The sequence below is a fragment of the Bordetella pertussis 18323 genome, assembly GCF_000306945.1.
GTDB classification, from domain to species: domain Bacteria; phylum Pseudomonadota; class Gammaproteobacteria; order Burkholderiales; family Burkholderiaceae_B; genus Bordetella; species Bordetella pertussis.
The window spans coordinates 1,216,977-1,232,447 of the sequence record NC_018518.1 but is presented as its reverse complement, the minus strand read 5'-3'; the positions used below and the strand labels follow the sequence as shown (position 1 = coordinate 1,232,447).

The following is a 15,471-nucleotide window of genomic DNA, read 5'->3' as shown; positions in this document are numbered from 1 at the left end:
CAATCTCCTCAGGCCTTTTCTATGTTGCAGATCGTGGTCTTGGTTTCCTGCATCATCGTCACGGAGTCGTAGCCGTACGTGGTGCCCGTGTTGACCGCTTCGCCGCGCACGATGGGCGCCGCGCCTTCCGGATAGCTGGCCAGCATGTCCACGCCCTGCCAGTGACCCGAGAAGTGGAACGGCATGAAAGCCGTATCGGGGCCGACCCGCTCGGTCACCAGGGCCTGCACGTTCAGGCGCGCGCCGGTCGGCGTCAGGACCCACACCCGGTCGCCGTTGCGGATGCCGCGATCGGCCGCCGCCTTGGGGTTGAGCTCGACGAAGCTCTCCTGCTGCAGTTCGGCCAGCCAGGGGTTGGAGCGGGTTTCCTCGCCCCCGCCCTCGTACTCGACCAGGCGGCCCGAGGTCAGGATGATCGGGAACTTCTCGTACAGCTTCTCGGCAACGTTCTTCTGCTGCAAGGAGGTATACAGCGTGGGCAGGCGCCAGAACGTCTTGAGGTCGTTGTGCGTGGGGTACTTGGCGACCAGGTCCGGGCGCGTGCCGTAGATCGGCTCGCGGTGCTGCGGAATGGCGTCGGGGAAGTTCCACACCACGGCGCGCGCCCGCGCGTTGCCGAACGGATGGCAGCCGTGCACCTTCATGGTCACGCGGATGATGCCGCCCGACGGGTCGGTCTTCCAGTTCTTGCCTTCGGCGGCCTTCTGCTCTTCCGGCGTCAGGTCCTCCCACCAGCCCAGTTTCTTGAGCAGCACGTGGTCGAACTCGGGATACCCGGTGGTCAGGTCGGCGCCCTTGGAGTGCGAGCCGTCGGCCGCCAGCAGGTTGACGCCGTTGCGCTCGACGCCGAAGTTGGCGCGGAAGTTGCCGCTGCCGTCCATCACGTGCAGGCTGGTGTCGTACAGGTTGGCGGTGCCGGGATGCTTGAGGCTGGGATTGCCCCAGCATGGCCACGGCAGGCCGAAGTAGTCGCCGGTCAGGTCGTAGCCGGTCTCGGCGTCCTTGCCGCCCTTGGCGCGCAGCGTTTTGACGTCGAACACGTGCATGTTGCGCATGTGGGCCTTCAGGCGCTCGGGGCTCTGGCCCGTGTAGCCGATGGCCCAGACCGAGGCATTGATCTCGCGCAGGATGTCCTCGACCACGGGCTCGTCCATGCCCTTGACCTTCTGCATCTTGTAGTTCTTGCTGAGCTCCTTGCCAAAGCCAAGTTTCTCGGCCAGCTGATGCATGATCATGTGGTCGGTGCGGCTCTCCCACAGCGGATCGATGACCTTCTCGCGCCATTGCAGCGAACGGTTGGAAGCGGTACAGCTGCCGTTGGTCTCGAACTGCGTCGCGGCCGGCAGCAGGTAGACCGCCCGGTTGGGGTTGAGGTCTTCGGCCTTGCCCGGCATGGCGGCCATCGCCGCGGTCGCCGACGGATACGGGTCGACCACCACCAGCAGGTCCAGCTTGTCCATGGCCCGCTTCATTTCCAGCCCGCGCGTCTGCGAGTTGGGCGCGTGTCCCCAATAGAACACGGCGCGCAGGTTGGTGTCCTGGTCGATCAGGTCGGGGTTCTCGAGCACGCCGTCGATCCAGCGCGACACGGTGATGCCCGGCTTGGTCATCATGGCCGGCGACGCGTAGCGGCCCTTGATCCACTCGTAGTCCACGCCCCAGGTGTTGGCGAAGTGCTTCCAGGAACCTTCGGCCAGGCCGTAGTAGCCCGGCAGCGAGTCGGGGTTGGGGCCCACGTCGGTGGCGCCCTGCACGTTGTCGTGGCCGCGGAAAATGTTGGCGCCGCCGCCGGACTTGCCGACGTTGCCCAGCGCCAGCTGCACGATGCAGGAAGCGCGCACCATGGCGTTGCCGATGGAGTGCTGGGTCTGGCCCATGCACCACACCAGCGTGCCGGGCCGGTTCTCGTGCATGGTCTTGGCCACCGAATACATCGTGGCCTCGTCCACGCCACAGGCTTCCTCGACCTTGTCCGGCGACCACTTGGCCAGGATGTCGGCCTTGACCTCATCCATGCCGTAGACGCGCGCGTCGATGTACGCCTGGTCTTCCCAGCCGTTCTTGAAGATGTGGTACAGCAGGCCGAACAAAAACGGAATATCGGTGCCGGAGCGGATGCGCACGTACTGGTCGGCCTTGGCCGCCGTACGGGTAAAGCGCGGGTCCACCACGATCATCTTGCAGCCGGTTTCCTTGGCGTGCAGCATGTGCAGCATCGAGACCGGGTGGGCCTCGGCGGCGTTCGAGCCGATGTACAGCGCCACCTTGGAGTTCTGCATGTCGTTGTACGAATTGGTCATGGCGCCGTAGCCCCATGTATTCGCAACGCCGGCCACCGTGGTCGAGTGGCAGATACGCGCCTGGTGGTCGCAGTTGTTGCTGCCCCAGAAGCTGACGAACTTGCGCAGCAGGTACGACTGCTCGTTGTTGTGCTTGGACGAGCCGATCCAGTAGACCGAGTCGGGCCCGCTTTCCTTGCGCAACTGCATCAGCTTGGCGGTGATTTCCTCGTACGCGGTATCCCAGCTGATGCGCTGGTACTTGCCGTTGACCAGCTTCATGGGATAGCGCAGGCGGTGCTCGCCGTGCCCGTGCTCGCGCACGGAGGCGCCCTTGGCACAGTGCGCGCCCAGGTTGATGGGCGAATCGAACACCGGCTCCTGGCGCACCCAGACGCCGTTCTCGACCACGGCGTCGACGGCACAGCCCACCGAACAGTGCGTACAGACCGTGCGGCGGACTTCGATCTTGGTATTGCCGATGGCCACCTTGCCATCGCCTTCGGCGGCTTCGGCGCGCTTGACCAGCGACAGCTGGGTGGCGGCCAGGCCGGCGCCCACACCCAGGCCCGAGCGGCGCAGGAAGGTGCGGCGGTCCATCGTGGGCAGCGCTTGCGCCATGCCGCGGCGCAGGCTCTGGATGAAGTGCGACTCGGAGGCGCCCGCAGCGGCTCCGCTGGTTTTCTTGGTCAGCAACATGCCGGGCTCCGGTATCAAACGAGGGTGGTTTTGTAGTAGCGCTTGACGTGTTCGCTCAGGCGGTAGCCGCCTCCTGCCGCGGGCGGCTTGGCGGCCGCAGCCGACTCGCCGGACGCCTCGGGCCGCGCGCCGGGAAGCACGGTCGCACCGACAGCGGCGGCGCCTACCGTCGCTGCGCCGGCGAAGAACGCACGACGCGACAAGTTGGGTTGACGTTGCGACATGGCTGACTCCTTCCGGACAACTGGATATGAAATTCTTTGCATAATGTACCCCGGCATATAGCTTCCGACAACCGCACGCCATGGTGCGGTGCCCGCATGCAGCAGCTTGAATACGAACCGATTTCATCTGGGGCGCGCGGCCCCTGGAACATCAGGCCATCATGTCGAAGGCCTGGGCCTCCACGCTGAAGAACGCGCGGGTGAATTCGGCCAGCGCGCCGTAGAAGCGCGCCGCGGGATGGGCCGCGATCGCATCGCACAAATCCGCGATCCAGGGCCGCAGGTGGCGCGCATGGAACTGGCGCTGCTGCGTCAGATTGGCCACGGCGACATCATCGCCGGCGATCAGGTAGCGCATCACCTCGCACAGATAGGCGATGTGGTCCTCGGTCTCGGACATGGCCGCGTCGCGCCGCAGGCCCAGCGCGGCCAGGTCGTCGCGCAGCCCCACCAGCGGCTTTTCGTTCAGGAAGCCCGTCAGGTAGTGCGAGGCGAAGAGGTAGATATCGGGCTTGCCGACGCCGCCGAACAAAGCGTCGTATTCGGCCCGCACCGCGTCATCGCCCATCTCGGCCGCGCAGGCAACCAGCGCCTGCCACGAGGCCTCGAGAAAGCCGCCCTGGTCGGGCGCCTGCCTGGGCGCGGCGCGCAGCTGCGCAAGCAGGTCGGACGGCGGCGGCGCATAGTACAGCTGCGCCAGCAGCCCGTAGATCTCGGCGCGGGCGACCTCTTCGTCGAAGCCCGGGGCGGCGATGGAGGCGAAAGTGACGGATACGTTCATAGGTCGGTGATCCGGGTTTCGTTTTCGGCGGAATACAGATCGATCACGCGGCAGTCGCCGCACATTTTCAGCCGTTCCAGCGCCGCGCCCTGGAACATGGCGTGGCCGCCCAGGCGGCCCAGCATGGCTTCGACCCCCTTCTGGGTGCCGAAAGCCTTGTTGCAGCGCACACAATGGAACGGCGCGCTTTCGTTGAGGACCACGGCTTCGCGGCGCCGCGGCGCAAGCAGCAGGCGCGGCACCAGCGTGATGGCGTTCTCGGGACAGGTGGTGGCGCACAGGCCGCACTGCACGCAGTTCTTCTCGACCATGCGCAATTGCGGCGACTGCGGGTTGTCCAGCAAGGCGTTGGACGGACAGGCGCTGACGCAGCTCATGCACAAGGTACAGGCGTCGCTGTCGACGGCCACGGTGCCGAATGGCGCTCCCGCGCCCGGCGCGCCGGCCGGCAGCGCGATGCTCTCGGGCGCGGGCGCCGGGGCATGCGCCACCAGGTGATCCAGCGCCAGGTCCAGCGTGCTGCGCTTTTCCTGCACGACCGCATGGCGCGCCGCCACGGCCGGCCCCTGGGCGGGCGCCAACTGCCGCAGCGCGGCATCGAGCGCCTGCGGCGTATCGGCCGGCACCAGGCTCAGGTGGATGCCCGCATAGCCCAGCCCGTTCAGGATGGCCTGCGCCTGCGCGAATTGTGCCTGCAGGCCCTCCAGGTATTGCGGCGCCTCTTCGGCGGTGGTCAGCACGGCGATGTGGCGCGCGCCGAACGCCACCGCCGACAGCCACAGGTCCAGCCCGACGCTGGCCGTGTGCCACAGCGCCATCGGGATGACGTTGGCCGGCACGCCATCGGCCTGCTTGAGCGCCGCCTGGCGGCCGAGTTGCTCGACCAGGCGTGCGCCCTCCTGCTGGCTGTGCAGCAGCAGCATCGCGTCCTGGCCGCCGGCCTTGGCGTAGGTCGCCAGCAGCGTGCGCAGCTTCGAGCCCTGGTCGGTCGCGCGCGGATAGGTGTAGGTCAACGCGCCGCTGGGGCAGACGGTGGTGCAGGCCCCGCACCCGACGCACAGGCTGGGATTGACGACGATGCGCTGGTGGTGGCTGTCGCTGCTGATGGCGCGCGCCGAGCAGATATCGATACAGGCGCGGCAGCCGACGGTTTCGTTGCGGCTATGCGCGCACAGTTGCTGGCGGTAGTCGAAGAATTTGGGCTTTTCGAATTCGCCGACCAGCTCGCGCAAACGCAGCAAGGTCGCGGGCGCCTGGCCACCCCAGGCGAAATAGCCCTGCGGCGGCGCGTGCTGGGTGAACAGCGGCGTGCCGCCCAGGTCCAGCACCAGGTCGTATTGGTCGGTGAAGTTTTCCGGCGAACGCGAGAAATCGATCGCGCCCGCCACGGTACAGGCCTGCTCGCAGGCCCGGTGCGAGGTACATCGGGCCGTGTCGACCTGGTAGTCCAGGCCGATGGCGCCGTCCGGACAAGCGCTAATACAGGCGTTGCAGCGCGTGCACAGGTCCAGGTCGATCGGGTTGCCGCGGGTCCAGCGCAACTCGAACGCGCCCAGCCAGCCCTGCAGGCTGTCGATGCGTCCGCTCAGCACGGGGTAGCGGCGCTCCTGGGCGCCGCCCGCGCGGCCCGGCCCCTGGCCGAACAACGTGACATCGAGCACGTCGTCCAGCAAGGCCGCGGCCTGCTCGGCCTGGTCCAGCGAGCCGATGATCAGCAGGCGGCCGCCGCTCTTGTACGTCACGGTGGCGACCGGATCGGGTTCGGGCAGGTGCGCGGCCGCCAGCAAGGCGGCCAGCTTGGGCATGGCCTGGGCGGCGTCGCGGCTCCAGCCGCCGGTCTCGCGGATGTTGACGAAGCGCACCGGCGACACCGCGCCTTGCGTGGCGCCGCCCAGCTCGCCGAACAGGCGTTTTTCCTGGGTACAGGCGACGACCACGTCCTGGCCGTCGCGGATGGCCGCCTGGAATGCGCCGGCTTCGCGGCGGCACAAGGTGGAGTGCAGTGTCAGCGTTTCGCCGAGCGCCTGGCCCAATGCCTCGGGCTGCAGCGGCATCGTGCGATTGCAATCGCAGATCAAAGTAGTCATGGCAAACAGACTTCCTGGCTGTATCAATCGCGCCGCGGCTCGGCGTCGGGAAGCGGGCCGTCTGCCGGCCCGGCCGCGTCGTCGCGCGGCAAGGCGGACTGTATCGCATCCGGCGCGCTCGCGGGCACGGCCGGCGCGGCGTCGGGCTCGGCCATGGCGCCAGGCGCCTGCTGCCCTGGGCCGCACGCGCCGTCCGCCGGCTCGCCCTGCGCCGACGCGGGCTCGTCCTCCTCGAACAGCTTGAACACCTTGGCGCTGGCCATCCTGCGCACGGTCTCCTGGGGCAGACCCTCCAGTTGCGTGTAGTCGTCGATGTAGACGTCCAGGCCGTCCATGACGTTGTAATGCGGATCGGTGAACAGTTTCTTCAAGGCCGCGTTCTTGACATCGGGCGACACGCCTCCCGCCACGAATCGGGAAAAATCCGAATCCAGCGTCAACGCCCGCACATCGTCCAAGGTGGGCAGCGGCAAGTCGGTTTCGGCATCCGCGGCCGGGCCCGGCGCCTGGACGGGCGCCGCATCGGCGCGTTCGGGCGTCTCCTCGGGCCGGTCCGCAACGGCCGGCGCGCCAGCGAACGGCGTATCGGCCAGCGACGCCTGCGCAACGCCGGCGGCCGGGTCGGCGGCGGTCTCGGCCTGCTGGCGCGCCTCGCTCTTGCGGCGCGACCAGCGGCCTATGAAGCCGGCCGGATCCTGGCTCATGGCTCGCCTCCGCCGCGCTTCTTGGTGGTGCTGACCGAGGCCGGGTTGCCAAAGCGGTCCTGCAGGGGCTGGAAGCTGACCGGGCGCCGGCGCCGCTTGGGTTCCGGCACGTAATGGGCCTGCACGAACGCATGCAGCCATTGGACGATGTACGCCGGAGCGGGGATCTGCTCCACCGTTTCCTGCGCATCGAGCCAGCGTCCGGCGTCGTGGTAGCTGAGCGTGACGATCTCGGGCCGCGCCAGCGGCTCGCTGGCCACGCCAGGCTCCTCCTCCATGCGCCACAACACGAACCAGCACGGCGCCGGCGCCGAAACATTGAGCAGATACCCTTCCGCGTCGTCCTTGAACAGGCGCACGGTAAGCCCCGGATGCAGCCAGCGCTGCTGGTTCTCGTCGTGGTAGAGCATGCGCGGCGCGCGGCCGAAGCCAGGCTCGTCGGGCACCACGTCCTCCAGCACCCAGCGGCTGTCCTGCCAACGGCTCATCTCGCCGACGATGCGCTCCTTGCGCATCACCACCGCGACTTCCATGCTCAGGGGAAGGGTATCGCTCATGGTTCGTCACCCGCCCGCGGGCGCGCGGCTGATGGAAATGGAAGAAAACTTGGACGAGTAGTCCTTGCCCATGGCGGCGACCGCCACCGCCACCTGGCGGGCCACGTCCTTGTACAGGCCGGCGACTTCGCCATCCGGGTCGGCCACCACCGAAGGCCGGCCGCCGTCGGCCTGCTGGCGGATGTTGATGTCCAGCGGCAAGGCGCCCAGGTAGGCCAGGCCGTAATCCTGCGCCATCCGCTGGCCGCCGCCCTGGCCGAAGATATGTTCGGCATGGCCGCACTGGCTACAGACGTGCACGGCCATGTTCTCGACCACGCCGACGATGGGAACGCCGACCTTCTCGAACATTTTCACCCCCTTGCGGGCGTCGAGCAAGGCAATGTCCTGCGGCGTGGTCACGATGACCGCGCCGGTCACCGGCACTTTCTGGCTGAGGGTCAGATGGATGTCGCCGGTGCCCGGCGGCATGTCGATGACGAGATAGTCGAGGTTCTTCCAGTTGGTCTGGCGCAGCAGCTGTTCGAGCGCCTGCACCGCCATCGGGCCGCGCCAGATCATGGCCTCGTCGGCGTCGACCAGGAAGCCGATCGACATCACTTGCACGCCGTAGTTTTCCAGCGGCTCCATGGTCTTGCCGTCTTCGCTCTGCGGGCGTCCCTCGATGCCCATCATCTGCGCCTGGCTGGGGCCATAGATGTCGGCGTCGAGCAGGCCGACGCGCGCGCCCTCGGCGGCCAGCGCCAGGGCCAGGTTGACGGCGGTGGTGCTTTTGCCGACGCCGCCCTTACCCGAGGCAACCGCGATCACGTTCTTCACGTTGGGCAGCAGGGCAATGCCGCGCGGCACGGCGTGCGTCTCGATGACGCTTTGCATGTTGACCGAAACGTTGTCCACGCCGGCCACGCCGCGGGCCGCGGCAATCAGCGCGCGCCGCAGCGCCGGGATCTGGCTCTTGGCGGGATAGCCGAGCTGGGCATCGAACGTCACGTCCGCGCCGTTGACCTCGAGATTGCGGATCGCCCGCGTGGTGACCAGGTCCTTGCCGGTATTGGGGTCAATGACGGTTTGCAACGCTTGCAGTATGGATTCAGAGGCGACCATTTGGGCCTTCGATAGGGGTTCGACAAAGGGGGGCACGCCACGGTGGCGGCCATAAGCCGATCTTAGCAGAGCCCCCCCAGCGCGCACCGCTGCGGCCGACGGGGGGTCGTCTATACTGCCGCCATCGTGCCTGATGGATACAAGCCACTCTCATGATAGACAAGAACGACATCACCGGCCTGATCCTCGCGGGCGGGCGCGCAAGCCGCATGGGAAGCGTGGACAAGGGCCTGCAGAATTTCCATGGCATGCCGCTGGCCATGCACACGCTGCTGCGCCTGGGGCCCCAGGTTGGCGATATCATGATCAACGCCAACCGCAACCTGGCCGCCTACGAGGCCATGGGCGCACCCGTCTGGCCGGACGCGCTGCCCGATTTTCCCGGCCCGCTGGCAGGCTTTGCCGCCGGCCTGGAACGCTGCGAGACGCCGTACATGGTGACCGCGCCCTGCGACACGCCGAACTTCCCGGCCGACATGGTGAGCCGCCTGGCCGACGCGCTGATCGCCGAAGGCGCGCAGATCGCCATGGCGGCCACGACCGCCGATGGCGCCCTGCGCACCCAGCCGGTGTTCTGCCTGATGCGCATCGACCTGCTCGACAGCCTGCTCGAGTTCCTGCACAGCGGCCAGCGCAAGACCGAGATCTGGGCCAACCAGCACCGCTGCGCCATCGTGCGCTTCGACGACGCCCAAGCCTTTGCCGGCGCCAACACGCTGGCCGAACTACGACAGCTGCAATCATGAACCACGCCCCCACCCCCAGCCTCGAAGAGATCGCTTCCTGTGTCAATGGCTACGATCCTGACGCGCTGCCCATCTCGCAGGCGCGCGAGTTCATCGATCGCCTGGTCCCGCGCCTGAACGCGGTCGAATGGCTGCCGCTGCGCTCGGCGCTGGGCCGCGTGCTGGCGCACGACATCGTCTCGACCCTGAACGTCCCGGCCCACGACAACTCGGCCATGGACGGCTATGCCTTCGCGGGCGCCGAGCTGGCCGGCGGGGCCGACACGCCCCTGCGGGTGGTCGGCAGCGGGCTGGCCGGCGACAACTACCAGGGCACGGTGGGGCCGGGCCAGTGCGTGCGCATCATGACCGGCGCGGTCATGCCCGACGGACTGGACACCGTGATCCCGCAGGAGTTCGTGCGCCAGGACGGCGACCGCATCGTGGTACCGGCCGGCGCCGTGCGCCCCGGCGACAACCGCCGCCTGGCCGGCGAAGACCTGGCGCTGGGCGAGAACGCGCTGACGGCCGGCCGCGTGCTGCGCCCGGCCGACATCGGCCTGCTGGCCTCGCTGGCCCAGGCGGAAGTGCCGGTCGTGCGCCGCCTGCGCGTGGCGTTCTTCTCCACCGGCGACGAACTGCGCTCGATCGGCGAGCCGCTGGACCCAGGCTGCGTCTATGACAGCAATCGCTACACCATCTGGAGCATGCTGCAGCGCCTGGGCGTGGAAGTGCTGGACCTGGGCGTGGTGCGCGACGACCCGCACGCGCTGGAAACCGCGTTCAGCGCGGCCGCGGACAATGCCGACGTGGTCATCACCTCGGGCGGGGTCAGCGTCGGCGAGGCCGACTACACCAAGAAAGTGATGGCCAAGCTGGGCGACGTGCTGTTCTGGAAGATCGCGATGCGCCCGGGCCGCCCCCTGGCCATCGGCCGCATCCACAGCAACGGCCGCGACGCCATCCTGTTCGGCCTGCCCGGCAATCCCGTGGCGGTAATGGTGACCTTCTACGCCCTGGTGCGCGACGCCCTGCTGACCATGAGCGGCGCCACCGCGCAGCCCATGCCCTGGCTGCGCTGCGTGGCCGCCCAGCCCATCCGCAAGAAACCCGGCCGCACCGAGTACCAGCGCGCCATCGTGACGCCGGCGCCAGGCGGCGGCTGGCAGGCGGCGATCACCGGATCGCAAGGCTCGGGGATCCTGCGCAGCATGAGCCAGGCCAACGGCCTGCTGGTGCTGCACCACGACCAGGGCAACATCGCCGCCGGCGAGCCGGTCGACGTGCTACCGTTCGACGGCGTGATCTGACGAACCGACCAGCATGACACGAATCATAGGTTTTGCCGGATGGAGCGGCGCGGGCAAGACGCAATTGCTCTCGCGCCTGATCCCGTGCCTGAAGGCACGCGGCCACAGCGTCTCCACGCTCAAGCACGCCCACCATACCTTCGATATCGACACGCCGGGCAAGGACTCGTTCCGCCACCGCGAAGCCGGCGCGACCGAAGTGCTGATCGCCTCGTCGGCGCGCTGGGCGCTGATGCACGAACTGCGCGACGAACCCGAACCCGAGCTGGGCGAGCTGCTGGCGCGCATGTGCCCGGTCGACTTCATCCTGGTCGAAGGCTTCAAGCGCAACGCGCATATCAAGATAGAGGTGCATCGCCACGCCAACGGCAAGCCGTGGCTGTTCCCCGACGACCCGAGCATCGGCGCCATCGCCTGCGACGCCGCGCCGCCGCACGGCACCCTGCCGCGCGTGGCCCTGGACGACTACGACGCGGTCGCCGATCTCGTCGAGCGCCTGGCCTGGCCGCTGGACACCACGATCGCGCGCCTGGCCGCGCCCGTCAGCCCGGCCTGAACGCGCGGCCTATTTGGCGGCCTGGCCGCGCGCCTGCTCGTACAGCGGCAATACCTTCTGCAAGGCCTGCTGCAATTCGCCGATGCGGGTACTGGCCGACGGGTGGGTGGACAGGAACTCCGGCGGCGCATTGCCGTCGGCCGCGCCCATTTTCTGCCACAGCGTGACGGCGGCGCGCGGATCGAAACCGGCGCGCGCGGCCAGTTCGACGCCCATGCGATCGGCCTCGGTCTCGTGCGTGCGGCTGTTGGGCAAGGTGAACATGACTTCGGTCAGCTTGCCGCCCAGGTCGGACGCGCCGGGCGAACCGGTGGCCATGGACAGCACCGACAGGCCGATGCTGGTCGCCATCTGCTGCGAGACGCGCTCGCGCGCGTGCTCGCGCAACGCATGCGCGATCTCGTGGCCCAGCACCGCCGCCAGTTCGTCGTCGGTCGGCTTGATATGGGCGAGCAGGCCCGTGTAGACGGCAATCTTGCCGCCGGGCATGCACCAGGCGTTGACCTCGTCGACCGACAGCACATGCACTTCCCATGGCCAGTTGGCCGCGTCGGCGCGAAACACCCCGGTCTGCGCGATCAGGCGCTGGGAAATGGCGCGCACGCGCGACAATTGCGCCGGGTCGCGGTCAAGCAGCCCCTTGGCGCGGGCCTCCTGGACGATCTCGGCATACTGCTGCCCGGCCTCCTGCACCAGCGCCTGCTCGGGCACCAGGCTCGACATGTATTGGGTGCGGTCCACGCCGATCGCGCCGGACTGCGTCGTGCTGACGCCGGCGCAGCCGGCCAGCAGCGCCAGGCCGGCCACGGCGGCGGCGCGCAGGAAAGTCTGGATGACGGGTTTCATGGTTGCCTCCCTGGGCAAGGCACATGCGCCGCGCTATCCGCCGCACTGGGCGCGCTGGCGCAACGCATGGTCGATGAGCACCAGCGCCAGCAGCGCCTCGGCGATGGGCGTGGCGCGGATGCCCACGCAAGGATCGTGGCGGCCGAGAGTCTGCACCATCACCGGCTCGCCGGCGCGGTTGACCGAGCGCCGTTCGACCCGGATGCTGGAAGTGGGCTTGATCGCCAGCGACACGGTAATCGGCTGGCCGGTCGAAATGCCGCCCAGCACGCCGCCCGCGTGATTGCTGGCGAAGCCTTCCGGGGTGATCTCGTCGCCGTGCTCGGAACCGCGCTGCGCGATGCTCTCGAAGCCAGCGCCCAGCGACACGCCCTTGACCGCGTTCAGGCCCATCATGGCGTGGGCGATGTCCGCATCGAGGCGATCGTAGATGGGCTCGCCCCACCCTGCCGGCAGCCCTTCGGCCACCACCTCGATGCGCGCGCCGACCGAGCCGCCGTCGCGGCGCAGCTGGTCCATGTAGGCTTCCAGTTCGGGCACCACGGCCGCGTTGGGCGCGTAGAAGGCATTGCCCGGCACGTCGTCCCAGCTGGAGAACGGGATGGCGATGGGGCCCAGTTGGCTCATGTACCCGCGCACCCGCACCCCGAACTGGCTGGCCAGCCATTTCTTGGCGATCGCGCCGGCGGCCACCGTGGGCGCGGTCAGGCGCGCCGACGAGCGCCCGCCGCCACGCGGGTCGCGCACGCCGTACTTGCGCCAATAGGCGAAGTCGGCGTGGCCGGGCCGGAAGGTGTCGGCGATATTGGAGTAATCCTTGCTGCGCGCGTCGGTGTTGCGGATCAGCAGCCCGATGGGCGTGCCCGTGGTGACCCCTTCGTACACGCCCGACAGGATCTCGACCTGGTCGGCTTCCTGGCGCTGCGTGACGTGGCGCGACGTGCCGGGGCGGCGCCGGTCGAGCTCGGCCTGGATGTCGGCGGCCTCCAGCGGCAGCCCGGGCGGGCAGCCGTCCACCACACAGCCGATGGCCGGGCCATGCGACTCGCCAAAATTCGTGACGCAGAAAAGGGTTCCCAGAGTATTGCCGGACATAAGAAGGCTTCGCGCGAAAACGGGGTTACGGTCAACCCCGATTATGACACTGCCGCGCCCAATTCCCGGATCCGCTCGGCCGAAACCGGCCTGCCCAGCAGAAAACCCTGCATTTCCCGACACCCCAGCGCCTTGAGGATCTCGCGCTGCGCCGGCGTCTCCACCCCTTCGGCCACCACCGCCAGGCCCAGGGCCCGGCACATCCCCATCAGGGCCGACACCACCTCGCGGCTGACGGCGTCGAACTCGATCTCGGCCACGAAGCCGCGATCCAGCTTGACCCAGTCGATCGGCAGCCGGCGCAGGTGCGTGAGGCTGGAATAGCCCGCGCCGAAGTCATCCAGCGCCACCCGCCCCCCCTTGGCGCGCATGCCATTGAGCGTGGCCACATGGCGCTCGTACTGCTGGATGAACAGCGACTCGGTGATCTCCAGGACCAGCCGCTGCGCGCTCAGGCGGCTGGCGGCCAGCGCCAGCGCCACCTGCGCGGGCAGCTCGTCGGCGTACATCTGGCGCACCGACACGTTGACGTGCAGGCGCCAGGCCGCCGGCCAGGTGATCGCGCGCGAACACGCCGTCTCCAGCACCCATGCACCCAGCGGCACGATCAGCCCGGTACGCTCGGCCAGTTCGATGACCAGCGCCGGAGAAACGTCGCCATGGACCGGGTGATGCCAGCGCAGCAAGGCCTCGCAGCCGTAGATGGTGCCGGTGACGCTGTCGCAGACGGGCTGGTAGCAGACCTCGAACTGATCCATCGAGGAGGAAACCAGGGCCACGCGCAGGTCGTGCTCGAGACCCTGGTAATGACGCTGGTGTTCGAGCATGGACGGCTCGAACATGTTCCAGGCCGCCCCGGCGCTCTCGTCCAGGTGCAGCATTGCGATATGCAGGGAGCGCTCGAGCTCGTCGAAACAGGCGCCATGCTGGGCATACAGCGCCCCGCTGAGGCGGAACCCCACGATCAGGGGCTGGCCACGCAACTCGTACGGCTGCGACAGCGCATCGAGAACCTCGGGCGCCACGTCGCGCGCCGAGCGCGGGTCCAGATCGGGCGCCCACACCATGAACGAGTCCGAAGAATGGCGCGCCACCTGGAAATAATCGGATTACATCTGCAAGCGCTGCGCAATCATGGCCAGCAGCAGCTTGTTGTCTTCGAGGCCGAGCATGGCGCTCAGCTCGGGATGGTGCACCACTTCTACCAGGAACATCGCCCCGCTATATACACGCTGGCGCTTGCCGAGCACCAGCGCATGCACGCGGCGGCGCAATTCGCCCACGGTCAGCGCATCGGTCAGCGCATCGCGTGCCATCTGGCGGCGCAGCAAATATCCTTTGATACAGAAGAAAACTCCAACCGCCGCCAGCGCCATGCCCGGCAACAGCCATTGCCCCACCAGGTCATCCAAGCCCACTGAGCCCCCTATTCGCGAGTACAGCGCCCGGCTTCAGACACCGCTTCTCCTATTTGTACGTATTGCCACGAAATTATGCATGATTCAGTCCCAATCGAATGGGCTATTTGTGGCAGATTTTGCCCTTGACTCCGGCTAGTTGTGAACTGTCAATAGGTTGTATTCGTCCAGGTTGAGTCTGGAGATGGGTACAGCGCGCCCGATGCCTTGGTGGGGTCGATGCCAGTTGTAGTGGTGTAGCCAGGATTTCATGGCATCGGCTCGGTGTTGGGAGTTCTGGTAGGTGTGAGCGTAAGCCCACTCACGCAAGGCCGACTGGATGAAGCGTTCGGCCTTGCCATTGGTCTGTGGGCGGTAAGGTCGGGTAAAGCGGTGCTTGATGCCCAGCTCATGGCACAGCGCGGCGAAGGCGCGGCTGCGAAAGGCCGAGCCATTGTCGGTGAGCAAGCGCTGGATGGTCACGCCCAGGCGCTGGTAGTAGGCCACTGCGTCCTTGAGGAACTGGACGGCGCTGGGGAAGCGCTCGTCGGGGTGGATGTCGGTGAAGGCCACGCGGGCGTGGTCATCGATGGCCACGAAGACGAAGTCCCAGCCGGCCCCCTCAACGGTATCGCGTCGGTTGCCCGTGACCCGGTGGCCAGGGCGCTGGATACGTCCCAGCTTCTTGATGTCGATGTGCAGCAGATCGCCGGGGGCCTGATGCTCGTAGCGCACCACCGGCTCGGCCGGCTCCAGGTCGGCCAGGTGCGACAGACCGGCGCGGGCCAGGACGCGGCTGACGGTGCTGGCTGACACGCCCAGCGCCTGGGCGATGCGCGCTTGGGTCAGCCGCTTGCGGCGCAGCTCCACGATAGCCAGCGCCTTGGCCGGCGCAATCGCTCGGGGCGAGACCGTCGGGCGCGAGGACGCATCGGCCAAGCCCGCCTGGCCCTGAGCCAGGAAGCGGCCCAGCCATTTGCGCACAGTCGGCGCGGTGACCCCATAGGCGCGGGCCGCTTCAGGCACACAAACTTGATGGGCGATCAATTGCTGGACCATTTCGAGTCGACGTAGGAAGGTCAATCGGGCATGCTTATGGGTGTTCAT

15 protein-coding genes are annotated in these 15,471 nt (G+C 67.9%); 3 read left to right on the top strand and 12 right to left on the bottom strand.

What is annotated here, in order from left to right; translation table 11 throughout:
- Positions 1-8 precede the first annotated feature (8 nt).
- From BN118_RS05835 to apbC, 7 genes are all read right to left on the bottom strand, one after another.
- A complete protein-coding gene (locus BN118_RS05835; protein ID WP_041166147.1) occupies positions 9-2,978 on the bottom strand; it encodes a formate dehydrogenase subunit alpha in 2,970 nt (989 codons plus the stop codon).
- A gap of 14 nt (positions 2,979-2,992) precedes the next feature.
- On the bottom strand, positions 2,993-3,202 hold the full coding sequence (locus BN118_RS05830) for a hypothetical protein (RefSeq protein ID WP_023853518.1): 210 nt from the start codon (positions 3,200-3,202) through the stop codon (positions 2,993-2,995).
- A gap of 151 nt (positions 3,203-3,353) precedes the next feature.
- Complete coding sequence (locus tag BN118_RS05825) at positions 3,354-3,983, bottom strand: TorD/DmsD family molecular chaperone (protein ID WP_010930374.1); 630 nt, start codon at positions 3,981-3,983, stop codon at positions 3,354-3,356.
- Positions 3,980-6,070, bottom strand: coding sequence for a 4Fe-4S binding protein (locus BN118_RS05820; protein WP_010930373.1), 2,091 nt, complete (start codon positions 6,068-6,070; stop codon positions 3,980-3,982). Before BN118_RS05820 ends, BN118_RS05825 begins: the two co-directional genes overlap by 4 nt.
- A 23-nt stretch (positions 6,071-6,093) precedes the next feature.
- Positions 6,094-6,774 carry a DUF3306 domain-containing protein gene (locus tag BN118_RS05815; RefSeq protein WP_010930372.1) on the bottom strand — a complete coding sequence of 227 codons (681 nt, stop codon included), beginning with the start codon at positions 6,772-6,774 and terminating at the stop codon, positions 6,094-6,096.
- Positions 6,771-7,331, bottom strand: a complete 561-nt coding sequence (locus tag BN118_RS05810; RefSeq protein WP_003820494.1) for a DUF3305 domain-containing protein — start codon at positions 7,329-7,331, stop codon at positions 6,771-6,773. Before BN118_RS05810 ends, BN118_RS05815 begins: the two co-directional genes overlap by 4 nt.
- Positions 7,332-7,337: 6 nt before the next feature.
- Positions 7,338-8,435, bottom strand: a complete 1,098-nt coding sequence (gene apbC, locus BN118_RS05805) for an iron-sulfur cluster carrier protein ApbC (protein ID WP_004567450.1) — start codon at positions 8,433-8,435, stop codon at positions 7,338-7,340.
- A gap of 152 nt (positions 8,436-8,587) precedes the next feature.
- On the opposite strand from apbC, the gene mobA reads away from it, so the two are divergent.
- The 3 genes from mobA to mobB are packed head-to-tail and all read left to right on the top strand — an operon-like array spanning position 8,588 to position 11,026.
- Positions 8,588-9,181, top strand: coding sequence for a molybdenum cofactor guanylyltransferase MobA (gene mobA / locus BN118_RS05800; protein ID WP_010930371.1), 594 nt, complete (start codon positions 8,588-8,590; stop codon positions 9,179-9,181).
- The gene (gene moeA, locus BN118_RS05795) at positions 9,178-10,470 is read left to right on the top strand and encodes a molybdopterin molybdotransferase MoeA (protein WP_010930370.1); all 1,293 of its coding nucleotides are present in this window, start codon (positions 9,178-9,180) and stop codon (positions 10,468-10,470) included. Before mobA ends, moeA begins: the two co-directional genes overlap by 4 nt.
- A gap of 13 nt (positions 10,471-10,483) precedes the next feature.
- A complete protein-coding gene (gene mobB / locus BN118_RS05790; protein ID WP_003812685.1) occupies positions 10,484-11,026 on the top strand; it encodes a molybdopterin-guanine dinucleotide biosynthesis protein B in 543 nt (180 codons plus the stop codon).
- A 9-nt stretch (positions 11,027-11,035) separates the two neighbouring features.
- Here the strand turns inward: mobB and BN118_RS05785 are convergent, their stop codons facing one another.
- The 5 genes from BN118_RS05785 to BN118_RS05765 all read right to left on the bottom strand — a co-directional run bounded on the left by BN118_RS05785 (position 11,036) and on the right by BN118_RS05765 (position 15,471).
- Entirely contained in the window at positions 11,036-11,872 is an 837-nt protein-coding gene (locus BN118_RS05785) for a M48 family metallopeptidase (RefSeq protein ID WP_010930369.1), read from the bottom strand.
- A gap of 33 nt (positions 11,873-11,905) precedes the next feature.
- Entirely contained in the window at positions 11,906-12,967 is a 1,062-nt protein-coding gene (aroC, locus tag BN118_RS05780) for a chorismate synthase (protein ID WP_014905614.1), read from the bottom strand.
- A 41-nt stretch (positions 12,968-13,008) separates the two neighbouring features.
- The gene (locus BN118_RS05775) at positions 13,009-14,061 is read right to left on the bottom strand and encodes a putative bifunctional diguanylate cyclase/phosphodiesterase (protein WP_019247210.1); all 1,053 of its coding nucleotides are present in this window, start codon (positions 14,059-14,061) and stop codon (positions 13,009-13,011) included.
- Positions 14,062-14,076: 15 nt separating this feature from the next.
- The gene (locus BN118_RS21340; protein WP_230306691.1) at positions 14,077-14,385 is read right to left on the bottom strand and encodes a hypothetical protein; all 309 of its coding nucleotides are present in this window, start codon (positions 14,383-14,385) and stop codon (positions 14,077-14,079) included.
- A gap of 135 nt (positions 14,386-14,520) precedes the next feature.
- Positions 14,521-15,471: an IS481-like element IS481 family transposase gene (locus BN118_RS05765; protein WP_005012808.1), complete on the bottom strand. Its 951-nt coding sequence runs from the start codon at positions 15,469-15,471 to the stop codon at positions 14,521-14,523.